Origin of the sequence: Flavihumibacter solisilvae, from assembly GCF_000814475.1 — a bacterium.
Classification (GTDB): domain Bacteria; phylum Bacteroidota; class Bacteroidia; order Chitinophagales; family Chitinophagaceae; genus Flavihumibacter; species Flavihumibacter solisilvae.
Genome location: NZ_JSVC01000015.1, coordinates 284264 through 307650, shown reverse-complemented (window position 1 = coordinate 307650; position 23387 = coordinate 284264). Strand labels below are relative to the sequence as shown.

General features: G+C 48.2%; 24 protein-coding genes. 5 read left to right on the top strand and 19 right to left on the bottom strand.

The window, feature by feature from the left end; genetic code table 11:
• Positions 1 to 10 precede the first annotated feature (10 nt).
• Positions 11 to 787: a TSUP family transporter gene (locus OI18_RS14115; RefSeq protein WP_039140752.1), complete on the bottom strand. Its 777-nt coding sequence runs from the start codon at positions 785 to 787 to the stop codon at positions 11 to 13.
• A gap of 47 nt (positions 788 to 834) precedes the next feature.
• Here OI18_RS14115 and OI18_RS14110 point away from each other — a divergent pair, with 47 nt between their 5' ends.
• Entirely contained in the window at positions 835 to 1275 is a 441-nt protein-coding gene (locus OI18_RS14110) for an SET domain-containing protein (protein ID WP_039140751.1), read from the top strand.
• On the opposite strand, the gene OI18_RS14105 is transcribed toward OI18_RS14110, so the two are convergent.
• Complete coding sequence (locus tag OI18_RS14105) at positions 1276 to 2310, bottom strand: DUF4097 family beta strand repeat-containing protein (protein ID WP_039140749.1); 1035 nt, start codon at positions 2308 to 2310, stop codon at positions 1276 to 1278.
• A gap of 48 nt (positions 2311 to 2358) precedes the next feature.
• Here OI18_RS14105 and OI18_RS14100 point away from each other — a divergent pair, with 48 nt between their 5' ends.
• Complete coding sequence (locus OI18_RS14100; RefSeq protein WP_052273230.1) at positions 2359 to 3030, top strand: YdcF family protein; 672 nt, start codon at positions 2359 to 2361, stop codon at positions 3028 to 3030.
• On the opposite strand, the gene OI18_RS14095 is transcribed toward OI18_RS14100, so the two are convergent.
• From OI18_RS14095 to OI18_RS14045, 11 genes are all read right to left on the bottom strand, one after another.
• On the bottom strand, positions 3027 to 4283 hold the full coding sequence (locus OI18_RS14095) for an NAD(P)/FAD-dependent oxidoreductase (protein WP_039140747.1): 1257 nt from the start codon (positions 4281 to 4283) through the stop codon (positions 3027 to 3029). The two genes, OI18_RS14100 and OI18_RS14095, sit on opposite strands and share 4 nt — an antisense overlap.
• 47 nt (positions 4284 to 4330) lie before the next feature.
• Positions 4331 to 5257 (bottom strand): DUF5777 family beta-barrel protein, encoded by a 927-nt coding sequence (locus OI18_RS14090; RefSeq protein WP_205410048.1) that lies wholly within the window; start codon positions 5255 to 5257, stop codon positions 4331 to 4333.
• A 14-nt stretch (positions 5258 to 5271) separates the two neighbouring features.
• Positions 5272 to 5811, bottom strand: a complete 540-nt coding sequence (locus OI18_RS14085; RefSeq protein ID WP_052273228.1) for a YceI family protein — start codon at positions 5809 to 5811, stop codon at positions 5272 to 5274.
• A 6-nt stretch (positions 5812 to 5817) separates the two neighbouring features.
• Positions 5818 to 6189, bottom strand: coding sequence for a c-type cytochrome (locus OI18_RS14080; protein ID WP_039140745.1), 372 nt, complete (start codon positions 6187 to 6189; stop codon positions 5818 to 5820).
• Positions 6190 to 6196: 7 nt separating this feature from the next.
• Positions 6197 to 6604, bottom strand: a complete 408-nt coding sequence (locus OI18_RS14075) for an OB-fold protein (protein ID WP_039140743.1) — start codon at positions 6602 to 6604, stop codon at positions 6197 to 6199.
• 5 nt (positions 6605 to 6609) lie between these two features.
• A complete protein-coding gene (locus OI18_RS14070; RefSeq protein WP_039140741.1) occupies positions 6610 to 7140 on the bottom strand; it encodes a hypothetical protein in 531 nt (176 codons plus the stop codon).
• A gap of 124 nt (positions 7141 to 7264) precedes the next feature.
• On the bottom strand, positions 7265 to 8632 hold the full coding sequence (locus OI18_RS14065) for an outer membrane beta-barrel protein (protein ID WP_039140739.1): 1368 nt from the start codon (positions 8630 to 8632) through the stop codon (positions 7265 to 7267).
• On the bottom strand, positions 8613 to 9215 hold the full coding sequence (locus tag OI18_RS14060; protein WP_039140737.1) for an RNA polymerase sigma factor: 603 nt from the start codon (positions 9213 to 9215) through the stop codon (positions 8613 to 8615). Before OI18_RS14060 ends, OI18_RS14065 begins: the two co-directional genes overlap by 20 nt.
• Before the next feature lie 162 nt (positions 9216 to 9377).
• Positions 9378 to 12488: an efflux RND transporter permease subunit gene (locus OI18_RS14055; protein WP_039140735.1), complete on the bottom strand. Its 3111-nt coding sequence runs from the start codon at positions 12486 to 12488 to the stop codon at positions 9378 to 9380.
• Positions 12489 to 12498: 10 nt separating this feature from the next.
• Positions 12499 to 13551, bottom strand: a complete 1053-nt coding sequence (locus OI18_RS14050; RefSeq protein ID WP_039140731.1) for an efflux RND transporter periplasmic adaptor subunit — start codon at positions 13549 to 13551, stop codon at positions 12499 to 12501.
• A 1-nt stretch (position 13552) separates the two neighbouring features.
• A complete protein-coding gene (locus tag OI18_RS14045; RefSeq protein WP_082037977.1) occupies positions 13553 to 14911 on the bottom strand; it encodes a TolC family protein in 1359 nt (452 codons plus the stop codon).
• A 310-nt stretch (positions 14912 to 15221) separates the two neighbouring features.
• On the opposite strand from OI18_RS14045, the gene namA reads away from it, so the two are divergent.
• From namA to OI18_RS14030, 3 genes are all read left to right on the top strand, one after another.
• Positions 15222 to 16301: an NADPH dehydrogenase NamA gene (gene namA, locus OI18_RS14040; protein WP_039140724.1), complete on the top strand. Its 1080-nt coding sequence runs from the start codon at positions 15222 to 15224 to the stop codon at positions 16299 to 16301.
• A 10-nt stretch (positions 16302 to 16311) separates the two neighbouring features.
• Positions 16312 to 17115, top strand: coding sequence for an HAD family hydrolase (locus OI18_RS14035; RefSeq protein WP_039140722.1), 804 nt, complete (start codon positions 16312 to 16314; stop codon positions 17113 to 17115).
• Positions 17116 to 17200: 85 nt separating this feature from the next.
• Positions 17201 to 17746, top strand: coding sequence for a YceI family protein (locus OI18_RS14030; RefSeq protein WP_240312774.1), 546 nt, complete (start codon positions 17201 to 17203; stop codon positions 17744 to 17746).
• A gap of 84 nt (positions 17747 to 17830) precedes the next feature.
• Here the strand turns inward: OI18_RS14030 and OI18_RS23840 are convergent, their stop codons facing one another.
• From OI18_RS23840 to OI18_RS14000, 6 genes are all read right to left on the bottom strand, one after another.
• The gene (locus OI18_RS23840) at positions 17831 to 18979 is read right to left on the bottom strand and encodes a hypothetical protein (protein ID WP_052273227.1); all 1149 of its coding nucleotides are present in this window, start codon (positions 18977 to 18979) and stop codon (positions 17831 to 17833) included.
• A gap of 227 nt (positions 18980 to 19206) precedes the next feature.
• Positions 19207 to 20505: an RNA polymerase sigma factor gene (locus OI18_RS14020; RefSeq protein WP_039140721.1), complete on the bottom strand. Its 1299-nt coding sequence runs from the start codon at positions 20503 to 20505 to the stop codon at positions 19207 to 19209.
• Between the two features lie 3 nt (positions 20506 to 20508).
• A complete protein-coding gene (locus OI18_RS14015) occupies positions 20509 to 21114 on the bottom strand; it encodes a DinB family protein (RefSeq protein WP_039140719.1) in 606 nt (201 codons plus the stop codon).
• 24 nt (positions 21115 to 21138) lie between these two features.
• Positions 21139 to 21474, bottom strand: coding sequence for a YciI family protein (locus tag OI18_RS14010; RefSeq protein ID WP_039140717.1), 336 nt, complete (start codon positions 21472 to 21474; stop codon positions 21139 to 21141).
• 134 nt (positions 21475 to 21608) lie between these two features.
• Positions 21609 to 21962 (bottom strand): hypothetical protein, encoded by a 354-nt coding sequence (locus OI18_RS14005; protein ID WP_152616827.1) that lies wholly within the window; start codon positions 21960 to 21962, stop codon positions 21609 to 21611.
• Positions 21963 to 22024: 62 nt separating this feature from the next.
• The gene (locus OI18_RS14000; RefSeq protein WP_039140713.1) at positions 22025 to 23200 is read right to left on the bottom strand and encodes an MFS transporter; all 1176 of its coding nucleotides are present in this window, start codon (positions 23198 to 23200) and stop codon (positions 22025 to 22027) included.
• Positions 23201 to 23387 lie beyond the last annotated feature (187 nt).

Sequence of the window (23387 nt, the reverse complement as noted above, 5' to 3'; positions counted from 1 at the left end):
TCTGGCGATATCAGCGGTTTACCACAACATCGTATCCGAAGCGGATCAATGTACCTACTACCACAAGCAGGAAAAAGATCCTTATAAACCTGTTCCCCCTGCTGATTGCCATCCGCGATCCAAGCCAGCCACCCATTGCATTACTTACAGCCATTGGTAGCGCAATGGCCCAGATGATCTTCCCTTTTATCAGGAAGAGGCAAATTGAACCCATGTTAGTTGCCAGGTTCACGAGTTTCGCATGTGCCGATGCATGCAGGAAATCGAAACCAAGCAATACGATAAATGCCAGCACAAGGAAACTCCCGGCACCCGGCCCGATAAACCCGTCATAAAAGCCTATTACCACACTTATGATGCATGCGTAAGTAAGTTGCCGTGCCGGGGAAAGTTCTTTTGCGGTATGACTGCCGAAATCTTTTTTAATGAAGGTGTAGATAAACAGCAATAACAAAACTATCAGCAACAACGGTTTCATGAAGTCATTACTAACGGTGGTCAGCAATGCAGAACCGGCAAATGCCGAGGCCAGCGAAAGTACCAGCATCAGCAGGAGCAACCGCAAGTTCAGGTCCACATTCTTTATATACTGGTAAGCTGCGAAACCTGTTCCGCTGAAAGCAGGAATCTTTAATGTTCCGATCACAGTAGAAACGGGTAATTGCGGCAACAACACAAGACCCATTGGTGTTTGTATCAGTCCGCCACCACCGGCAATAGCATCAACAAAACCGGCAGTAAAAGCAGCACAGCAAAGCAGGAGTAAATTTATTCCATCAGTAGCCATTCACCTAGCATTATATTTGCAAACTTAACCTCAAATTCTGCAAATCAATGGGTGAACTGGACAAGCATTTAAGAGTCAGACAATCGGGCCTTTCCGGTGCAGGAAAGGGGTTATTCACAACAAAATTTATTCCGAAGGGAACCAGGATAGTGGAATACCTGGGTACCATTACAAGCTGGAAAGATGTACAACACCATGAAGGCAAGAACGGATATATTTTTTATGTAAAGCGTAATCATGTCATTGATGCTGGTCCGCATCCTGAAGCAATCGCCCGCTATGCAAATGATGCCAAAGGCCTTTCAAAGCAAAAAGGACTTGTCAATAATGCTGAATACCTCGAAGAAGGTTCCCGCGTGTTTATTGTTGCAAAAAAAGACATACCCGCCGGTGCTGAGATCTTTGTCGACTACGGCAAGGAATACTGGCAGAATGTGCGCTTCAACTTGAAACTCGACGAGCAGGAAAAAAAGAAGAACGGCAAATGATCACCTTAGAACGAGGTTCACCCGCCCGCTGCTAGCCTTAATATTAACCGGGATCCCGCCACCGTGCATTGTGCCCGTGATTTCCCTTTCATTCGCTTCCCCTGTAAAATTCTGCAGGGCACTTGTCTTGATCTTGTCGGCCTGGAGCTTAAGGTCAATGCCCTTGCCACCGGGAATGGTGACGTCTACATTTCCGCCGGAGTTGGAGATCTTCACAAATTTTCCGAGTGTTTTAATCTCGACATCAATGTTACCACCACTTGTTGATGTTTCCAGGCTGCATGACAGGTCACTCAACTGCACATTTCCGCCTGATGTATGAGCATCCAGTGCTCCCTGGACAGTGCGACCTTTAATATTCCCGCCACTGGTTATTGCTTTAATGTCACCGTTCAGTTGCCCGAGGGTAATAGTGCCTCCCGATGTGCTAAGCTTCATATCGCCATTACAATCTTCCGCTGCGATATTTCCACCGCTGGTCGTAAGTTCCATATTATCACGGGCATGAGCAACCGTAATGTTGCCACCGGAAGTAGTGCCCTTGACCTTTCCACCACCCACATTCTTAAGGTCCAGGTTGCCGCCGCTTGTCGTAAAATCCTGCTTTCCGCCGGTCAACCCGTCCACTTTGATATTACCACCACTGGTTGCCAGGTCGCCTGCAACATTCTGCGGTACAAATACCACAAAGGAAATGCTCAGTGTGGTGTTCCAGTCGCGCACTTTGTTTTTGGGGCGCGCGATCGCCACGAGTTTGTTCCCGGTAAGGGACACATCGAGGTCATATTCCGAACTCAGCTTCCGCTGGATTTCGTCGCTGGACAAGGTCTTTTTCCCGTTTGCCGGGCGCACATATACATCTACCCGCGATGGCGTATTGCCGCCAGTTACCGTAATGTTACCCCCTGAAGTTTCCACTTTTAACTGTGAAATGGATTTCCCATCGAACGATTTCGTAGTATACGGTGTTTGGGAATCCTGGGCGTAAATGGTGTATGCGAAGAGGTTAAACAGGAGGATAAGATACTTTTTCATGGCAGCATTTTTTTGTATGTTACTGTAGAAGTAAGTTATTTAAAAAATATGAGCTTCAGAAATGTACTGATAAGAATCAGCATGGTGCAGGTGTTTGCGTATATGCTCGTATCGTGTTCATATACAGCCGGTAAAACCAAAGTTCTTCTCAGCGAGGCACGGAAGAAGGGGCCCTTCGATGCGATTATCGTGCCGGGGGTGCCACTGGAAGACGGGAAGTGGAGCAGGACTATGAAAGGGCGCGTTTATTGGGCGAAATACCTGTATGAGCAGGGTATTGCGCGTAATATCATCTTCTCTGGTGGTGCGGTTGCCACACCATACCATGAGGCCAGGGTGATGGCGATGTATGCGATCGCAACAGGTGTTCCTGCACATGTCATTTACACCGAACTTAAGGCCGAACACAGTACCGAGAACGTGTATTATTCCTACAAGCTGGCGCGCAAACTTGGCTTTACCAAAATAGCGGTCGCCTCCGACCCCTTCCAGACCCGGATGGTCAAAGGCTTCGCCCGGAAAAAAGTGGATCCCGATATTGTCATGATCCCCATGGAGCTGGGAATCCTAAAACGCATGGAACCGGTAATGATCGACCCGGTGATCGACTTTTCAGACCTGCAGGTAGCTGACTTCCAACCCCTGAATGAACGGGAAGGATTCTGGAAGCGGTTACGCGGAACGCGTGGTCTTAACATCGATGAAAATGCATACCCTTAGGGCCTGATGATCATCCGCAATGACTGGTCGCGGGTAAAATAGGAACCTGTCCAGTTGTACAGCGTCCGCAGTTTATTCCGGTAATTCACTAGCGACATCAGGTGCACGAAGATCCAGATGAACCATGCTATAAATCCTTTTAAATGGAGCTTTGGTTTAGGCAGGTCGGCTACCGCTTTGTTCCTGCCGATAATGGCCATGGTGCCTTTGTCGTGGTAGGAAAATGAACTGAGTGTTTCACCCTTTTTTATGGCTTTGAAATTCTTTACCAGGTTCCTTGCCTGCTGGATTGCCACCTGTGCGAGCTGGGGATGACCGTTGGGCCAGGCAGCTTCATGAGTTTGCAGGCTGGTATCTCCCACAGCGTAGATGTTATCCATCCCTACCAGCCTGTTGAATTCATTTACCAGCATCCTTTTTCCCCTGCCGATATGTTCAGGCGGTAAGCCTTTGGGTGCAGTTGCAGTTACTCCCGCGGCCCAAACCAGTGTATTGGTAGCAATTTTATCGCCGTTAGACAACGACACAATATCATTGTCGTAATCGGTTACGGTGAGCCCGAGCTTCACCTCCACTCCCATTTTTATCAGCTCTTCGTAAGTGTCGTGCTGCGATTCCTTGCTCATGGGTGCCAGCAGTGCCTTGCCACCGTCTACCAGGTAGATATGCGATTCATAACCCCTGCCTGTGAGCTCAGGATAATCTTTCGGTACAATGTATTTCTTCATTTCGGCAAGCATCCCGGAAATCTCCACACCTGTTGGTCCGCCGCCAGCGACTACTATAGTGAGCATTTTCGTTCTCTCGGCTGCATTGGTGGCTACAGATGCTTTTTCCATAGTAAGCAGGAAATGATTCCGCAACTCAAGCGCATCGTTCACGGTTTTCATTGGCAATGCATTCTGCTTCAGGTTTTCCATTCCGAAGTAATTCGTTCCCGCACCTGTTGCAAATACAAGATGGTCATAAGAAAGCTCGCCGTTTGAAAGGATCACTTTATTTTCTCCCGGCACCACTTCGAGAAATTCCCCCATCCTGAAATGAAGGTTCTCCTTATGGGTAAACAATTTCCTGAACGGGTAGCTGATATTCGACACTTCAAGAAACCCCGTTGCTACCTGGTAAAGCAGCGGGGGGAAGAAATTATAGGTATTCCTGTCTACAAGAGTCACGCTGTAATCCTTGCTATGTGCCAGTTCCTTTGCGATGATGATGCCGGCAAAACCGCCGCCAATGACCACAATCTTTTCCATATAAATTGTTACTGTGTGCCATAAAGTAACAAATTATATACCTGACACTACCATTTTTGCTTTTTCGCGTTGGTTGCTTTGGCCGTTTTGGTTATGTTGAAGACGCGGGAGATGTTGAATCCGAAGTAAATGCCACCGTCTTTCCAGGTATCTGTTGTATTCGCTATATAATTGGTTGGTATCGTTCCTACTGAATTACTAAACACCAGTTGGAACACGTGGCCACCGGTTTCAATGTCGATACCTCCGGAAAGCGAATTGTACACTTCTGTTGAATTCACCTGGTTGGGAAACAGGTATGTATACTCGGCATTAAAGCTTATCCGTTTGGAAAGTTTGATCCTGCCGCCGCCGCCGAGTGCATAGATATTATTTTCATCCTCACGCGTCGGCACTAGGTTGTAGTGCAGCCAGGTGGGAGTCAGCTGGAAAGAAAATGCGGGGCTGAATTTACGTGCGATCAATGCCTGGGTGAAATACCTGGTGCGGTAATTACCATCCATGTATTCCTTATCGTCATATTTCAGGGTAATATAGGTTATGCCCGCGTTGAGGCTCACCGTTACCGGCATGCGGTTGTCGCTTGTCTGCCGCAGGACCTTATACTTCAAAGATCCGTCGAAAGTCTTCTCGTATGAACTTCGTCCCAGGCTCACAGCCAGCCTGTCGGTAATTCCATAATCAAAGCCCAGGCGAATGGTGGCATTATCGAGACCAAACAATTCGTAAGCACCATCACTGATCTTGCCAAAGCGGTGCATGATCATTACCTGCAGTACCCCTTTCGCCGGGGATTCAACGCTGGCTGTATTCTGTATGAATGTACCCTTGAAAGTACCCTGTACATAGCTTCTTTGTGCCGTATCCATGGCGTCCAGCTCCTTCAGCAGTGAGCTGGTGTCCGTCTGGGCCTTTATTGATACAGCGATAAAACATATTATTACGGTCAGGGACAGACGCTTTATTTGCTCCATAATTTTTTTTTGGATCATTGTTTTTTGCATTCGAACAGGATCTCCACATCCACTTTGCGGGCGATTTTGTCGCGTACGAGGGAAGGGATCGCAATTTTGAAATCTTCAGGTACCAGTTGAAATGTTGTCTTGCCACTCAAAACGCCGTCAGTAACTACAATGGATGCAGGAACGGAAATTTCCCGGGTTACACCATGCAGGCTTAGCCTGCCTTTGACATTTACGTTGTAAGTTCCATTCCTGCTTACATCTACAGGGTCAGCATAAGTGCCTTCAAAGGTCGCTTTGGGATACCTGTCGCTTTCCACATAGTTCTCGTTAAAGTGGGTCTGCATCAGTGCTTTGGGAAATAAGAATCCCTTCATCAGCATCGATACCGCAACACTGCTGGTTGCCGGATCGATAATGGCCAGGACCTGCTTATTCTCAGCCCTGATGTCTTCAAGATCGGTTTTGGAGTAAAAACGGGCTATACCATTTTTCGTAAGGTACTTCTCATTTACACCTGTGACATAGGATCCGAGAATGACCAGAAACAAGACTACTTTCATCATATCACATTAATTGTTCTGTTTACCCTGGCTGATCCAGGCTTCAATCTTATCGATATTACAGTCAGACAGTTTTCCGCCGGATTGAGGCATTGGGGGAAACCCGGGTGAATGGTTGATCACTCCGACAAGCTTGCCGTTATCCGCCACCACCTTAACCCCGTCATAAGTCGTCAGGTTAACATTGCCATTCAAAAGGTTTGGATTATGGCAGGTAGTGCAGTTAGCGTTCAGTATGGGCTGGATATTTCCGGCAAAGGACATATTCTCTGTAACGCAGTTATCATTGCCTGGCTGATCTTCCTCATTATCCTTGGAACAGGATCCCACTGTTACGATCAAAACAAAAAACGCTACAGGAATAACTATGCTTTTTTTCATATGGTTGCTATTGATTTTCTTTAATGATACAATCCACCAGGTTTACATCAAGCAGGTAGCCGGCACAGGTGCCTTTCACTACAATTTCCTGGTTCAGGACAGCAGGCGAAGGAAGGCTGGCCATGGAGCAATTAATATTTCCTGCACCTCCTGTTTCAAGTAATATGACCATGTTTCCTGCCGACGTATCTACCCGCTGAACCTTTCCTTTCACTTCGATCATCTTGTTCAGGTACATGCCGTTTGCGCGTGGCTCGTCCTGTTCAAAAGCACCATAAAGAGTGCGGGCGTCGGTAGTTACATCTGTCCGCGTCGACTCTGCAGTGGCACGGGGCTTATTGTATAGATAGTACCCGTAGCCTCCCGACAGTACGATCGCTACAATTGCTATTGCGATGATTCTTTTTTTTGCCATACGTATCAATCACTTGTTTTACCTCCGGCTGCAAGCCAGTCAGTGATGATCTTCTTTTCTGTAGCATTTAACGGCGGACCACCCTGTGGCATGGTTTCCTGGTCAACAGCCTGGGTTTTTATCGCAGGTCCGCGCTGCTGGATGCCGCAATCAGTACGGAAATCAACTCCGGCCGGGTTGGACCCGTTGTGACAGGAAATACACTTCGCATTGATGAGGCTTTTCACGGCCGTGAATGTGGGCCCGTTCGCTTCTCCGTCGACAGTGACAGTAGACGAAGACTCACAACCTTTGCTGTCTTTGGCAAAAACGGTGTAATCACCGGGTGCAACATTGTTGAAAACATTTTCAGCCTGGTAAGCGCCGCCGGAATTCAGTTTGTAGGTAAAACCTGAACTGCCGCTAGCCGTCACCGTTATGGTTCCTGTGCCAGTGCATGCTTCCGAAGCGGTTTTGGACAGGGAAACGGAAATATTGGTTCCCGCACATGGATCGGAGGGTCCATCGTCATCGCTCTTGCCACAGGCGAGGAACATAGAAAAACTGAATAAGCATAAACACCTAATGGTTGCTGATAGTCTCTTGTGCATATGGATGGATTCTTTCCTTCTTATCGTTTCTTCAATCCATATGGTTGCCTCTGTCAGGTTTTTTTAATGATCAGAAAGGAAGATTATATCGCACACCGGTTTGAATTCCAATGCTTCCCAGTTTTACTGAACCTTCACCCACTCCCCTGAGCGGAATGCTCAGGTATGGAACTGCATGGAATGTAAACTGCTTGTAGATCGGCCGCTCATAGCCAAAGCCGACTGACGCACCCGAGAATAGTTTGAACGAATTTGTACGGTAAGTATATGCACCGTCTGCCTGGTTCCCATAACGGAGGTAGTCGTAATCGTAACCTTCCCGCTTCATGATCGTGGATGACAGTCCCGCAGTTACAAACAATGTATATTTTTTCTGCTGGCTGATATCATAACGGAATTGCAGCGGAATCTCTATAACGGAACAGTCAGCATACACTTCCTGTAGTTTGTAATTCGGGTTCGTAAAATATGATCCTTTCTTGGGGGTATAATCATCGGCTTGCGCTTCATACTTTTTCTTATTGAAAGCGACACCGGCCTGCACAAACCACCGTTTCGAAATCCGGTAACCTATTCCGCCTGTGTAACCGATGTTTAATTCACCCAGCTTGTTCCCTGGTACGAATGACCATTCCGGCAGTGCAGCTGCGTACACATAGAAGCGGGATTTCCTGGAGACTTCCGGTTTTATGCTGGCGAGCGGTGGAATGTATTCCCCTGTTTCCGGATCAATGCAATCCGGGGCACTGGTAAGTGAAGCCGAAATGTTTTCAGCAGCACGGAGTATCGCGTTTTGAGCAGGTTGATTCTTCCCTCTTGTCGCCTGGTTAGAGTTGCGGCCACTGTTTGCAGCAAATGAGCTAACCGCGGCGGCAGGAACAACTGATTTACCTGCACCCCGCCGAGAATGGCCTGCATTGGTTGTTGACAGGCCTGCAAGTGAGGTTTGCGGCGTTCCGGCAACAGCCTGTACCTGTTTACTGCTACCAGTTGAAGGAGTTACCGGTGAAAGGCCGGGTTCCCCGGACCCTGTTGCCAGTGACGGTTGTATCGGAAAATTACCCGCCGGCTGTTCAGCGCGGGGTAATTGCCTGTCCGCTAGTGCATCCCGTGCCGGGAAAAGCGGCAGCTGTCTGTTTTTTTCAGGTAAAGCTGCATCTGAGCCCTGGTATGGAAGAAAAACATCAGGCTGGGTATTCGGGTGATCACCTGCCATCTGATGTGAGTCTGGATTAAGGCTGTACAACATCAGAAAGCCGAGGATAAGCAGTCCAGCGAACCACCACCACGCGAAGAAACGCCTGCGCTTCTTCTCCTCCCGCTTCAGGAGCGTTTCCATTTTAAGCCACGCAGCTTCATTAAATGGCGGCTCGGGCTGCCGTAACTCGGCCTCCCGGAACCAGTCATCAAATGACCTGTTATAGTGCTCTCTGTCCATGAATTTCAAATTGCGTCTGCTTGTTTAAAATCATTTTCTGTAGGTTGATCCTCGCTTTCGCAAGGTTGGATTTTGACGTACCTATGCTGATATTAAGCATACGTCCGATTTCCTCGTGTGTATATCCATCAATTACATACAAGTTAAAGACCATGCGGTAGGCTGGCGTAAGCCTGGTGATCAATTCCAGTAATTCTTTGTGGGAGAGTCGTTCAAGTCCTGAAGCGGGTACCTGTAAGTCTCCGAAAGCTTCCACCTGGTCATTAATTAAAAGTGGCCTGTGCTTTTCTTTCCTTACATGATCAATGGCGGTATTGATGAAGATGCGCCTGATCCAGCCTTTCAGAGAATTTTCGATGGATTCGTACCGTGGTTGAAACTGGCGGATTTCCGTAAAGATTTTCAGGAACCCGTCATTTATTACCTCTATAGCCTCTTCCTCCCTCGAAACATAACGGTTGCATATGTTGAACGCATAGCCATAAAAATGCGCGTAAAAGCGCTTCTGGCTCGGCGGATCCAACACAATACACCCTGAAATGAGGGTCTGCAATAACTCGTCTGTACCCTGGGTTAAACTCATCTATTGCAAATCAATACGTAACATAAAGTACGGGGGTTGCCTGCGCATAAAGATAATCCAGTTTCCCAGCTTTTGAAATGGAGAAGGCCGGTCAACCCATGTGGGTTGCCGGCCTCGGCATTCTCCTTTGTCACACTTCAAATCCGACCTTCAAATACCCTATCACATTGCAGGGAGTGGCAGCGAAACCTCCACAACCTTCCTGCGCGAAAGCAACCGGTCAATGATCAGGTACATCACGGGTACCAGCACCAGGGTCAGCAGCATAGAACTGGATAGTCCCCCAATCAGCGCCCAGGCCATCCCATTTTTCCATTCTGCACCCGCCCCACTCGCCAGCGCAAGGGGCAGCATCCCGATCACCATCGCAATAGTGGTCATCAGGATCGGGCGCAGCCTCGTTTTACCCGACTCGAGCAGCGCATCTATTACGTTGTAACCCGCCGCCTTCAGCTGGTTCGTATAGTCAACCAGCAGGATTGCATTCTTGGCTACCAGTCCCACCAGCATAATAATCCCCAGGATCGAAAAGATATTAAGCGACTGCATCGCCAGTGCGAGCGCGAGGAGTGCCCCCACCAGCGCAACCGGGATGGAGAAAAGTACCACGAACGGATAGATATAGGAATTGTACAGCGCCACCATGATCAGGTACACAAAAATGATGGAGGCGATGAGTGCATAGCCCATGCTGCCAAATGCTTCCGCCTGCTGCTTCATGGTTCCATCATATTCTATAGTTATTCCATCGGCCAGGGGTCCATCGCCAACGAGTGCGCGGATCTCCTCACCCACCGTTCCCTGCGGACGGCCAACCACTTCGGATGATACAGTCACCGAACTGATCCTGTCCTTCCGCTCCAGTTTGGCTGGTCCAAGTCCACGCACAATTTCCGCGAACTGGTCGAGCCTGATACTCTCGCCCTCTGTATTCTTGACCGTTAGCTGCTTCAATTCATCAATTGACCGCCGGTTAAATGCGTCCAGCTTCACGGTGATGTCATAATCATATTGCCCCCCTGTTACCTTCGACTCACTGTCACCATTGAACGCCAGTTGTAACACTCCGCCTACCTTGTCCATCGTTAGTCCTAAGGCCTTCATCTTTTCCTTGTCCACTTTAACGCTTATCTCCGGCTTGTCGTTTTCAATGGAGATCTTCTGGTCCGAAGTTCCCGCGATTGTTTTCACTTTCGCCAACACGCTGTCGGCCATGTCCATTAACTCATCCACATTACCTCCACTCAGTATTAACTGGATGGGTGCTTCGGAAGTGTTGCCCATAATATCCACGTTGCTGATCTTGATCTTCGCTCCCACCACCTTCTCCTGCAACTCCTTCTTGATCTGCTGCGCGAACTTTTCCGTGCTCATGCTCCGCTTCGATTTATCGACCAGCTTCACACTAACCTCAGCTTTGTCTTTTGAACCCTGCGCGGCAAACTGGTTGTCACTCTTACCGATAGACGAAAACACATTCACCACCTCGGGCTTCGAAAGAATATATTGCTCCACCTCCTGTGTTTTCAGGTTGGTCTGAGCAATCGTGGCATCCTTCGGCAACTCGACATTCACCACAACCTCACCGCGATCACCCATGTTCACAAATTCACTCCCGATAAATCCTTTTCCAACCAGCGCAAATGATCCAACCATCAGGGCCATTGTTGTCAGCAACACCCATCTCTTGTGACCGAGGCTCCAGCTGAGGAGTTTCCCATATTGTTCACCTAGTGCGTTGATCTTTCCTTCTACCCACAAGATCACTCTTCCTCCCAGCCGCTTCGGGTTCGGGTGTGTCAGCTTACCGAACCGCGATACCAGCAATGGGGTCAGCGTAAAGGAAACGAACAGGCTCATCAGTGTCGACACCACCACAACCAGTGAGAACTGCCTGAGGATATTGGACACAAGTCCGTCAACCATCGTGATGGGCAGGAATACCACTACGTCCACAAGAGTGATCGACAAGGCGGTGAATCCAATTTCCTTCCGGCCTTCCAATGCCGCCGTTACCTTGTCTTTGCCCATCTCCAGGTGCCGCTGGATATTTTCCAGCACAACTATACTATCATCCACGAGGATCCCTACAACAAGGGAAAGCGCCAGCAGCGTCATCAGGTTCAGCGTAAAACCGAACATGTGGATCGCAATGAAAGTGGAAACAAGCGACGCGGGAATAGCGATCATCACGATCACCGCATTCCGCATGCTATGCAGGAATACCAGCATTACCAGCGCAACCAGGATGATGGCAAGCATGAGGTCATGGTTCACTGCCTCTGCTGCTTCCAGTGTGAACTCCGATGTATCCTGGGCAACAAAGAATTCCAGTCCCGATGATGCAAATTCTTTCTCCAGCCTTGCCGTTTCTTCTTTCATCCCTTCACTCACTTTCACCGCATTGGCATCGGTTTGCTTATACACCAGCAGGCCGATCGCCGAGTTGGCATTATACCGGCTGATCGATTCTGTTTCCTTCACGCCGTCGATCACCGTTGCCACATCGCGCACATAAATAGCTGACCCGTTCCTGTTGGCGATCACCGTATTTTCCAGGTCAGCCGGATCAGTAAATTTCCCGGCAAGCCTGATCGAGGCTTCAGATGATTCGTTCTTCACTGAACCGGCAGGAAAATCAAGGTTGGAATTATTCAGCGCTGTCAGCACTTCCTTTGCATCAAGGCCATAGGATTCCAGTTTTTTCCGGTCCACATTCACCCTTACCTGGTGTTCTTCACCACCCATTATTCCCACGTTGGCAACGCCTTCCAGTTTCGACATCAGCGGTGACACGCGTTGTTTAACGATATCATACAACTCACGGTTATCAATATTCGCCGTTACGGACATCTTGATTATCGGTGATTCATCTACCGAAAATTTGGAAATAACCGGGTCCTTTGCATCTTCCGGAAGTTTCGAGGTGATCCCGTTGATCTTGCGTTGCGCGTCCTGCATGGCGATGTCCACATCCGCATTCGCCTTGAGCATAATGATCACGTTGGATAGTCCCTCGTAGGACTGCGACTTGATTGCATCCAGGTTCTCCAGTGTCGATACTGCATCCTCCACTTCCTTAGTTACCGAATTCTCTACCTCGGAAGGTGCTGCACCCGTATATGTCGTACTGATGGTGATCATCGGCTGTGACATTTTCGGCAGCAGTTCATACCCCAGTGATAAATAGCTCACAATTCCCAGCAACGCCAGCACCGTGAAGATCACTACCACGAGCGTTGGCCTTTTTACTGCTAATGATGTTATTGACATAGGATCAGTTTTATTTGATTATTGATATGGCGGTACCGGTCTCCAGGTTCAGCTGGCCTGAAACCACTACCTGTTCACCTGCCTTAAGTCCCCCGGTCACCTGCACTTTTGTCGGCGTTACGATACCTGTGCTGATCTCCCGCAGTTCCGCTTTATCCTCTTTCACCACGAATACCTTTGCATGTTTTGCACTTCCAGTAAGTGCCGAGGCCGGTATCGACAGTCCTGTTGATGTTGATCCCGTTACAAAAGCCACATCAGTGATCATCCCGGCTTTCAGTTTCTCTTCGCCGGTGTTGACATAATGGATCTCTGCCAGGAATTTTCCGGATGCATCGGCCTTATCACTGAGCATCGCGATCTTTCCTTCAACGGGGTGCGACAGCACCGGGCTGCTGATGCTGACGGGTTGTCCCGGCACCACGCGAAACGCTTCGTTCTCCGACAGGTACACCTGGATCTTGAGGGCAGAGTTATCGATCAGCTCCGCCAGTTTTGTTCCGAAGCTTACATACGACCCTTTTTCCACGAGCAGGTTTTCCATGGTACCACTGAAGGGTGCCCTGATCTGCATGTGATCCATTTGCTGAAGAACTTCTTTCTTCTGCGCAAGCAGCGATTCATGGTTGATCCTCACTGATTCCAGTTGCAGCGGTGTGGCGCCTCCCAGGTCGATCAGACGCTTGTATCTTTCCAGGTCGAGTTCTGCTTTACTGATGGAATATTCCAAACTTCTCATTTGAGCAGTGTAAACCGACGCATCAAGTGAGGCGATCGCCTGTCCGGCACTGACCCTGTCACCGTTCTTTATCAGCAGGTTCACCAGTTTTCCCTGCACTTCCGATGCGATGGTCACTTCGCGAACCGGGCTTGTTTCACCGTTCAGCGTAAAGGAAGTGGAAAATGTATCCTCCTTTACTTCAATTGCCTTAACAGGAATCTGTGGTTTTATTTTTTTCGGGTTTGCAGCGAGGTCAATCTTTGATTTGTTATTTGCGAGTACCACGCCGATTAAAACAACGAGGCCTAAGCCGATGCCTATTGATACGATCTTCTTTTTCATTTTATAATGTGTTGATAAAGTCAGTTAATAATGATCCGTTTGCTTTGTGCATATCGAGTCTTGCGGTCTGCAGGTCGATCAGCGCCTGGATGTGCAGGTTGTCTGCATTGCTCAGTTCCTTTTCCGCTTCAAGCAGTTCCATCAGTGATGATACACCCTGGGCGTACAACTCGCGGCGGGCAGTGAACACATCCATCGCCAGCGCGAGGTTGTGCCTGGTGATAGCCACCTGCTCCTGGTTGTTACCGAATGTGAGCGCGGCACTTGCTTGTTCCATATGAGCCTGTTCGAGCTTCTGGTTATCCTGCAGCTTCAGCTGTTCGAGCTGAAGCCTCGCCGTATTGACCCTGCTCTTCCTGCGGTTACCGTCCAGGATCGGGAGCGTCATGGTAACTCCTACCGTTGAACTCCTGTATGAATAGTCCCCATTGAACGCCTTGCCTGGATCGTTGAACTGGCTGTTATAATAATACCTGAAATAGGAATTGACAGAAGGTTTACTCTCCGCCCTGATCGCATTCATTTCAACTTCCTTTGATTCGATCAACTGCCGCGAAAGCCTGATGTCTTCCCTTTGAAAAATACCACCCCTAATCTCCGCCTGGCTGGTGCCTGCTGTAATTGTGTCAGCAATAACAGTCTTGGCAGCAGCTGGTAGTCCGAGCAGGTAATTGAACCGGGTAAGCTGTTCATCATAATTGGTCTGCAGTTGCTGGATGTTGGACAGCAGGTTTGCTACGTTGATCTGGAGCGACTGCAGGTCGATCTTTTTCAGCACGCCATTGTCGTACTGCGCCTGTGCAATCGCCAGCACCCCCTTCATATTGCTATAGTCGCGATTGTTGGTCCGCAGCATTTCAGCATAAGCCTGCAGGGAATAGAACGAAGTGGCGACCTGGTAAACCAGTTCTTCCTTCGACAGGTTGAACTTCGACGATTCGATCCCCTTCTGCAATGCTGCATTTTTGACCTGCAGCTTCAGGTCTTTCCGGTAGAGTGCCTGGGTTACTTCTACACCCGCACGCATATTGTACCGGGTGCCGAATTTCACGCCAACATAGTCCTTGTTTGGCTGCCCGATCACGGAACCTGGTAACAGCTGCGAAGCTATCGCCGGGTTGTACTCGCTCTGGGTGGTAAAGTTGGCTTGCGGCAGGTAACCTGCCTTGACTTCCTTTTTCTTTTCGTCCGCCATCCTGAGGTTGAGGCTGTCGGCTTTCAGCGAGTAATTGTTTGATATAGCGGTTTGAATAGCCGACCTGATGTCATATGACCCGGACTGGGCCGATGCCATTTCAGCGACCGATCCGAAAACAACAAAAAGGATTAGGCCCATTACCCGCTTTCTTCTTCTGCACATTGTAATTTGATTTTGGTTTTGAAATTTGAAGTGCGGACACAAAGTTGGCCTCCAGGAAAGGCGTCACTGTTCGGTTTGGCAAATCCGAACTGCTATAGGAGCGCATTACCTGTTCGGATTGGCAAATCCGAACGCCCGGTTGAATCGTTCGCAATGATTTCCAGGGAATAAGAAAACTGCATGTACAAAAGGGAAATGGGAGTTCGGATCAGCGGATCGGAACGCGGAGGCTAATTGAAGTTATCATGAAGAGATGGCAACCTGCTGCTGCCGGCGAAAATCAGGAATAAATGCAGTTACTTTTGTAGCTATGTCAGCATTATTTTCCCCTCTGCAAATCCGGAATGTTACGTTAAAGAACAGGATCGTTGTTTCTCCTATGTGCCAATACTCTTCGGTAGATGGCTTTGCAGACGACTGGCACCTGGTTCATCTCGGGAGCCGCGCCGTGGGTGGGGCAGCACTGGTGATCAGTGAGGCGACAGCAGTTTCACCAGAGGGCAGGATCTCTCCTTCCGACCTCGGCATCTGGAAAGATGAACATATAGAACCATTGGCAAGGATTGTACGGTTTATCCAGCAACAGGATTGCGTGGCAGGCATCCAGCTCGCACATGCCGGCCGTAAGGCTTCACATACTCCTCCATGGCAGGGTGGGAAAGAAATCCCGGTATCAGCAGGTGGATGGAAAACATTCGCACCAAGCGCCATTCCTTTTCGGGAAGAAGAAACTGCACCGGAAGCACTGGATGTAGCAGGAATAAAAAAAGTGATCGCAGATTTTCGTGCTGCAGCTTCAAGGGCAGTACAGGCAGGGTTTACCGTTATCGAGATCCATGCTGCTCACGGCTATCTCATCAATGAATTCCTTTCACCGCTCAGCAATCAACGTACAGATAGTTATGGTGGAAGTTTTGAGAACAGGATCCGCCTGCTGATTGAAGTCATTCAAAATATAAAAGAGGTATGGCCGAAGGAGAACCTGTTGTTTGTGAGGTTATCTGTTTCCGAATGGGCAGAAGGTGGGTGGAAAACCGACGACTCTGTTAAGCTTGCGCAAATCCTGAAAGACAGCGGGGTGGACCTAGTCGATTGTTCGTCAGGGGGAAATACTGCCAAAGTCCAGATTCCGCTGGCACCCGGTTACCAGGTGCATTTCGCGGAAGAAGTAAGAAAGACTGGCATCAAAACCGGTGCGGTGGGACTGATAACAACTGCAGCCCAGGCTGAACAAATCATTGGCAATGGCCAGGCGGACCTCATTTTTCTTGCCAGGCAAATGTTAAGAAATCCTTATTTCCCGCTGCATGCCGCTGATCAGCTCAATGGAGAAATGCATTGGCCTGTCCAATATGAACGCGCCAAACCGGTATCGGGTGCAAAGCATTAAATTTGCACCCATGAATTTATCAACTGTCAGGCTAGTGGTTACAGATATTGATGGTACCCTTCTCGATTCACGGCACAAACTCAGTAATGATTTTTACCCGACATTCTCACAACTAAAGTCGAAAGGCATCCTGTTTTCAGCAGCAAGCGGCCGGCAACTCTTCAACCTCCAGAAGCGTTTCGAACCCATCGTTGAAGATGTGATCTTCATCTCCGAAAACGGCAGTTATGTCGTGTACAGGAACGAGGAACTTCTTGTGCAGGCCATGCCCGCAGCGGTTACCAGGGAACTGTTGGCAACCGCACTGGGAATTGCCGGCGCTTACCCGATTTTATGCGGAAAGAAAAAAGCGTATGTGCAGCATACCAATCCTGAATTCATTTCCAACGTGGAACTGTATTATGAAAAATATGAGGTCGTGCCCGACCTTCTCCAGGTAACCGATGATGAATTCCTGAAGATCGCCATCTGCGACCTCGTCGGTTCTTCGGTCAATAGCTACGGTTACTTCAAAGATCGTGAAGACGAACTTCAGGTGAAGATCTCAGGTAAGATCTGGCTTGACCTTTCCCATAAACTCGCCAATAAGGGCCGTGCGCTGGAAGTTGTACAACAACGGTTTGGAATAAGTGCGGAAGACACCATGGTCTTCGGCGATTACCTTAATGATCTCGAAATGATGAGTAAAGCCCATTTCAGCTTCGCAGTGGAAAACGCGCACCCTGATATCAAGAAGGCAGCACGTTACCGCGCAAAGAGCAATGATGAGAATGGTGTGGTGGAGATGTTACAGCAAATGGTTAACCTGGATTAAGAAAATTACTTAACCTGGGTTATTGGGCACCCCCTGCCGGTGATAGTAATTTTGTTCGTAAATAAACAATTAAACAACGAATAAAATGGAAACACTGGCAAAAACGAAATGGGTCCTTGACCCCGCACACTCAGAAGTAGGTTTTAAAGTAAAACACCTGATGATCTCTACGGTTACCGGTTCCTTCGGTAAGTTCGATGTACAGGTATCGTCTTCAAAGGAAGACTTCAGCGATGCTAAAATCGTGTTCACTGCAGATACCGCAACCATCAACACCAATAACGAGCAAAGGGATGGTCACCTGAAGTCCGGTGACTTCTTCGATGCAGAAACATTCCCGGAAATCCGTTTTGAATCAACTTCATTTGAAAGAGCTAAAGGAGCCGATTATGTACTGAACGGTAATCTTACTATTAAAGGAGTAACACGTCCGCTTGCTATCCCCGTTGAATACGGTGGAAGCGTTCGCGATCCCTGGGGAAATACAAAAGCAGCTTTCAGCATCGACACCAGGATCAACAGGAAGGAATTCGGACTTACCTGGAATGCAGCACTGGAAACAGGTGGTGTAGTTGTAGGTGATGACATCCGCGTACTTGCAGAGATCCAGTTGCTGGAAAGTCAGAGCTAATAATGATTTGAGCCATAAGTGCTCATTGTTTGTTGTTTACTTACTGCCTGGGACTAATCATCCCGGCAGTAAGTAAACTTTTTTTTATCCTCTCCTTCCATGGCGGCCATTTCCGTTGCCATTGCCATTTCCGTTCCCATTACTATTGCCGTTCCCGTTACCATTGCCGCGGTTACCATTACCACGACTGTTTCCATACTCCCGCCGGCCATTGTTGTTATGTTCGCGATACTCGCGCGGGCGCTGGTCATTCCTTCCCTGGTTGTAATCCCTTCCACCACGACCACCATTTCCATCGCGGCCATCCCTTCCATCACGAACGCTTCTTCCGTCACGAGCTTCTCTCCTGTCATGGTTTTCTCTCCTGTTGTTGTAATCCCTTCCGTCGCGGTGATCCCTCCTGTCACGATTATCCCTTCCATCGCGGTATGTCCTTTCGGGCCGGCGATTGTCGCCATAGTACCTGTTTCCCTGGTGGTAATGATTCGTCCGATGTGGCACATATACCTGGTGGGCATGCACTACGCGATGCGTATGTACAACAGGGTAATAGCGGTTATAATAAACCCGCCTCGGGTAGTACACATGGTAGTATGCCGGCCTGCACGGACGATACCAAACCGGCCTGCTTCTCCACGACCAGGGCGACATCCAGGTAATATACGCAGGGCCATACACAAACCGTACGGATGGCCAGAACCATACATTAATAACAACCCGCGATCCGCTTTCGGGTGATTCAAACGCGGGACCATGGGTGTTTTTGGGATAGCTGTAATTCATGCCGGTATCTTCCGCTTCATCCTGCGGCTCAACGATCACCTGCTCACCGAAGATGTCTTCATCGCCAACGATCTGGATCATCGCGCTTTCTTTGCCGTTCTTTTCCAGCTCTATAACGGCAATGTCCTGGTTTTCCGATTCGGAAAGCATTGCCTGCATGATAAATACGTGTGAATCATTTTCCTTACGTGAGATAACCCGGATATAGTCAATCTCACCGTCGTTGTTCAGGTCCAGGTTGTTCACATCATTTCCTTCTGCATTTATCCTGCGCTCAAAATCTTCGGGTGATGATGATTGTTTGAAAAGTTCGAGGGCGGCGCCGAGACTGAAGTTATCGCCGGCAACCTTTGCCTGTTCCTGCTCCTGCTCCTGTACCGACTGCGCATACCCGGCTGATCCCGATAATAATGCGGCTACTGCAAGCCCGATCAATTTAACTGTTTTCATAAAGTAGAAGTTATACAACAGATAGGACTATACGCAGTTGCCGAAGTTTAAAGTTTCCAAAAAAATTTGTTTCAGGTCCATTCACCGGCAAAAAAGGGTGGTTCATCGAAAGGATTTCGAAACGCACCATCTGCTGAGCATCTTTGTTCCGGATATAATTACAGGAACCCGCTAAACCCTAACCCTAGCACAACAAGTAGAAGTATTTTTAGTCGGAATTGGTTGTTTTACAGATGTTTTACATGGATGCCCCGCTCTGCGGGGCTTTTCATTTTACATAATGCCATTCGCGCACTTAACAGTTGTTTCTCCGGCTCGCTGGACGCAAGTTCATACGCCTTTTCAAAATAGCCGTGCGCCTTTTCAAATTCAGATAATTCAATATATAATTCACCCAGCGATGCATGATAAAGGTAATGGCCTTCCAGCCCCGTTATCCGGTGAAGCTCTCCAATCGCATACCCGATACCGATAGCATAGGCGGAAGCGATGGCCCTGTTCATGGCTACAACAGGGTTCGGCTGTAAACGGAATAAATGCTCGTAAAGATTAAAGATGCTTAACCAGTCGGTTTGCCCAAAAGAAGCGGCGGCAGCATGACGCGATGCAATTGCCGCTTCAAGATGATATGCTGAAACCTCAAATGGTTCCGCAGCCAACTCGAGATGTGCAAATCCATTACTGATCAGTTCTTTGTCCCACGTGCTCCGATCCTGGTATTTCAATAATATGATCTGGCCATTTTCGTCCAGCCTGGAACTGAGGCGGCTCGACTGGAAACAGCACAAGGCCATGAGTGCATGCGTCCGAGGCAGCCCGGTAAGCGGGTGGGAACATAACAGTGCGCAAAGCCGCATCGCCTCGCTGCACAGGTTTTCCCTGATGAAGTGTGCCGGGTTAGAAGCATTGTATCCCTCGTTGAACAGCAGGTACAGCGACTTGAGCACCGCATCGAGCCGGTCTTTTAATGCGTCGCCTTCAGGTACTTCAAGTTCTATGCACTCGGTTCGGATCTTTTCTTTCGCCCGGTAAATACGTTTGGCAATGGTTTCATCTGTTGTGAGAAAAGCATGGGCTATTTCGCTGATGCTGAGCCCGCATAAAGTTTTTAGTACAAGAGCGACCTGCGACTCCGTGGGAATGGATGGATGGCAGCAGGCAAACATCATCCGGAGTTGGCTGTCCTCTATCTCATTATCCATAAACAGCTGGTGAACGGTTGGACTAAGTGTCCATTCCGATTGTAACAGCATTGCATAGCGGGACCGGATCTCCCTGAACTTTTTGTTCCTGCGCAGTGCATCGATGGCCTTATTCCTGGCTACATGGTACAACCATGCTTGCGGATTTTCAGGTATGCCCGAATATGGCCATGAATTCATCGCCTGCAATAAGGTGTCCTGGATTATATCCTGGGCCAGGTGCAGGTGTTGCATACCCAGCAATCGCGCCAAAACTGAAGTCATCTTTCCCGATTCGTGCCGGAAAAGATGACTTACCAGTTTACTGACTTCAGTTCCATCCACTGATTATTTTTTTGGAAATGCAGGATTCGCTTTCACTTCTTCCACCTGCAAGGTATGACGCAAAGTATGCGCGTTTATGAACAACATCATCTGGTAAGAATCGATGGTACCCAGGAATGGATGGGGAATAAAATGATTGCGGAGATCTTCCTGTGTTGACTTAAGAAAACTGAGGTTGGCATCACGTCGTTCGTTGAATGTCTTCAAGGCATCTTTTGCAGAACCGAACTGCCCGGTGGGTCTAAAGCCTTCGGGGGCCTTCGCTTTGAAGCTGCGGTCTGTGATCATTTTCATGATGGCTTCATCAGTATGTTTGAGCTCGGTCTTTTTTGCAGGATCTGCAGTTTCCTTCAAGGAGGCCATGGCATATTCAGTGAGATTCTTTTCCGCAATGGCAATATGCTCGATACAGTTAGCTATACTCCAAACGGAATCAGCTGCTTTCCAGTTTAGCTGTTCGTCAGACAATCCTTTGATATCGTTGTTCAGGCGATCCTTTACCTCATTAAAATAAGTAAGGGCGAATTTCCTGTCCTTTTCAGACAGCGGATCGTTGAGGGTAAAACTGAACAGCCCCAATGTTAGAGCCAGCGCGAGTAATTTTTTCATAAACAATTAATTTATATATTGAATTTACATATCAATTTTCATAACCTCACGTACCTGCACACTTGTCCCATACTCCAGGTCAGGACATTCTTTGGCAATCTGTACTGCTTCGTCCATATCTTTTGCGGAAACAATAAAATAGCCACCTACTACTTCGGCACCTTCAGTATAGGGCCCGTCAGTAACTGTTTTGTTTCCCTTTACGAGTTTTCCGCCTGGCAGCAGCGGTTCCCCTCCCAAATACTGGTTGGTGCTGCTAAGCTTTTCGATCCAGGCCATCCATTTACCCATTTGTTCCTGCATTAATTCGGGGCTCTGTCCGTCCATCCCACCATGAAAGATCAGCATGTACTTTTCCATAACTTACTTTTTAAGTGATTATTCAATTTGTTTGATCTATGACGGACGGGGCAACCGAAAACGGACAAACTACATAAAAAAAAACCCGGTAACAGCGAAAGCCACTACCGGGTTGTCTGAAAAAACACATTAGTTTACTGTTTTTCCATTTCTTTTTTCTTCTTGTCCACTATCTCCCTGTACTTGGTTTGTTGTTCCGGAGTCAGGAATTCCATCATCTTAGCTTCCTTTTCCTTTTTTAGCGCCATCTTCTTTTCTTTCTGTACATCTTTTGATAGAGATGCATCATTCATGATCGCGTCAAATTTCGGATTGTATTCGCTATTGAGTGCATCATACTTCTGTGTTTGTTCAGGAGTGAGCTTAAGTTCGTCCTTGATCTTTTTTTCCCATTCGGTACGATCTTGTTTGTAATCTTTAGTTTCCTGAGCAACTACGGAAAAAGATGCAAATGCGGCAACAATAAGTAATACCAAAAACTTTTTCATAATGATCATTTTTAGATTGTAGATTGGAGCGACATGTAACATCCCCGAAAATGGTGCCAGTTTTAAGAATGTGCGATTCTTTTTCTGTTTCTTAACCCTAGATACAGTAATGCAAAAACAGAAAAAGTACCAGCGGCAATGAGGATCCATGGAATGCGAACAATTATATCATGGTATACCCAGCCCGCTATTAAAGCTCCCAGCCCGATACCGGCTTCCAGCGCAATATACATGGTTGCCATTGCCTTTCCCCGGTGTTCAGGAAGGCTGAGGTCAATAGTCCACGCATTCACAGCGGGCGATAAAATACCTGTTGCAACACCGTATAATACGGCACCGCCCAGCAGCCCCGTCACATTCCCCGAAATTCCAAGCACAAGAAGCGAAATAAACAGGATCACCAACCCTGTAATGATCACATTTACCCGTCCCTTCCGGTCAGAAACTTTGCCGGCAATAAACCGCACAAGCAGGGAGGCCAGTGTGAAGACCATAAAAAACAATCCTTTGTTATGAATCCCCAGGTGTTCGCCCCAATCCGGGATCAATGTTAGTATTGCCCCATAGGAGATATAGGAAAGCAGTGTTACAATTGCTGCAGGCAGTGCATTCACATCGATGATCTCGTTTTGTGTGATCCGAAGCAGGGAAGCTTTGAATCTTACTTTATTCTCCAGCGTTTCCTTCATATTGTACAGGATAACGATCGAGAGCAGGGCAAATAACGACGAGCAATAGAACAGCACGTCCATGGAATAAGATTGCCGGATTGCACTGCCGATCGCCGGTCCAACAGCCATGCCGGTACTAAAGCAGATACCATGGATGCCAAGCGCTTCGCCCCATCGCTGAACCGGTACAATATCAGCGACATAGGCTGCTGTGGCCGTCGGCTTAAAGCCTGTAGAAAATCCATGGATCAGCCGGAGGAAAAGAAAACCCGCTACCGACCCCAGCACCGGGTAAAGAAATCCGCAAATGAAGCAAACAATTGAACCAACTGCCATTACCGGCACCCTGCCAATAGTATCTGTGAGCTTTCCGCTGAAAGGCCTGGAAATGCCCGCCGTCAGTGTGAACAGGGCGATGATCAACCCCTTATACTCCGCACCACCAAGGCTTTCCAGGTAGGAAGGCAACTCCGGGATGAGCATATTAAAGCTGGCCGAAAATAGTAAGGAGCTGAGACAAAGTAGTCCGAAAGAAAGGTTATAAATGGGATGCGCTTGCTTCGACATATAGGTCGGTAAAGGTATAAATTATGCCAACAGCGACCCAGAATAGCGAAGGGTCCGCAAGCAGTGCCGCAGACCCTTCTGGGAGTAAGGAGCAAAAAAGCAAGTTTTCCTTTACATGGCTCACTACTTTAATCGTTGGATTATTTAGCCGGGTTGCTTCACCGGGAAAATTTTCATGGCATTAATT

Bases quoted from the DNA above. Each gene is read 5' to 3' on its own strand.
- OI18_RS14115 (WP_039140752.1), bottom strand. From the start codon at position 787: ATGGCTACTGATGGAATAAATTTACTCCTGCTTTGCTGTGCTGCTTTT.
- OI18_RS14110 (WP_039140751.1), top strand. From the start codon at position 835: ATGGGTGAACTGGACAAGCATTTAAGAGTCAGACAATCGGGCCTTTCC.
- OI18_RS14105 (WP_039140749.1), bottom strand. From the start codon at position 2,310: ATGAAAAAGTATCTTATCCTCCTGTTTAACCTCTTCGCATACACCATT.
- OI18_RS14100 (WP_052273230.1), top strand. From the start codon at position 2,359: ATGAGCTTCAGAAATGTACTGATAAGAATCAGCATGGTGCAGGTGTTT.
- OI18_RS14095 (WP_039140747.1), bottom strand. From the start codon at position 4,283: ATGGAAAAGATTGTGGTCATTGGCGGCGGTTTTGCCGGCATCATCATC.
- OI18_RS14090 (WP_205410048.1), bottom strand. From the start codon at position 5,257: ATGGAGCAAATAAAGCGTCTGTCCCTGACCGTAATAATATGTTTTATC.
- OI18_RS14085 (WP_052273228.1), bottom strand. From the start codon at position 5,811: ATGATGAAAGTAGTCTTGTTTCTGGTCATTCTCGGATCCTATGTCACA.
- OI18_RS14080 (WP_039140745.1), bottom strand. From the start codon at position 6,189: ATGAAAAAAAGCATAGTTATTCCTGTAGCGTTTTTTGTTTTGATCGTA.
- OI18_RS14075 (WP_039140743.1), bottom strand. From the start codon at position 6,604: ATGGCAAAAAAAAGAATCATCGCAATAGCAATTGTAGCGATCGTACTG.
- OI18_RS14070 (WP_039140741.1), bottom strand. From the start codon at position 7,140: ATGTTCCTCGCCTGTGGCAAGAGCGATGACGATGGACCCTCCGATCCA.
- OI18_RS14065 (WP_039140739.1), bottom strand. From the start codon at position 8,632: ATGGACAGAGAGCACTATAACAGGTCATTTGATGACTGGTTCCGGGAG.
- OI18_RS14060 (WP_039140737.1), bottom strand. From the start codon at position 9,215: ATGAGTTTAACCCAGGGTACAGACGAGTTATTGCAGACCCTCATTTCA.
- OI18_RS14055 (WP_039140735.1), bottom strand. From the start codon at position 12,488: ATGTCAATAACATCATTAGCAGTAAAAAGGCCAACGCTCGTGGTAGTG.
- OI18_RS14050 (WP_039140731.1), bottom strand. From the start codon at position 13,551: ATGAAAAAGAAGATCGTATCAATAGGCATCGGCTTAGGCCTCGTTGTT.
- OI18_RS14045 (WP_082037977.1), bottom strand. From the start codon at position 14,911: ATGTGCAGAAGAAGAAAGCGGGTAATGGGCCTAATCCTTTTTGTTGTT.
- namA (WP_039140724.1), top strand. From the start codon at position 15,222: ATGTCAGCATTATTTTCCCCTCTGCAAATCCGGAATGTTACGTTAAAG.
- OI18_RS14035 (WP_039140722.1), top strand. From the start codon at position 16,312: ATGAATTTATCAACTGTCAGGCTAGTGGTTACAGATATTGATGGTACC.
- OI18_RS14030 (WP_240312774.1), top strand. From the start codon at position 17,201: ATGGAAACACTGGCAAAAACGAAATGGGTCCTTGACCCCGCACACTCA.
- OI18_RS23840 (WP_052273227.1), bottom strand. From the start codon at position 18,979: ATGAAAACAGTTAAATTGATCGGGCTTGCAGTAGCCGCATTATTATCG.
- OI18_RS14015 (WP_039140719.1), bottom strand. From the start codon at position 21,114: ATGAAAAAATTACTCGCGCTGGCTCTAACATTGGGGCTGTTCAGTTTT.
- OI18_RS14010 (WP_039140717.1), bottom strand. From the start codon at position 21,474: ATGGAAAAGTACATGCTGATCTTTCATGGTGGGATGGACGGACAGAGC.
- OI18_RS14005 (WP_152616827.1), bottom strand. From the start codon at position 21,962: ATGAAAAAGTTTTTGGTATTACTTATTGTTGCCGCATTTGCATCTTTT.
- OI18_RS14000 (WP_039140713.1), bottom strand. From the start codon at position 23,200: ATGTCGAAGCAAGCGCATCCCATTTATAACCTTTCTTTCGGACTACTT.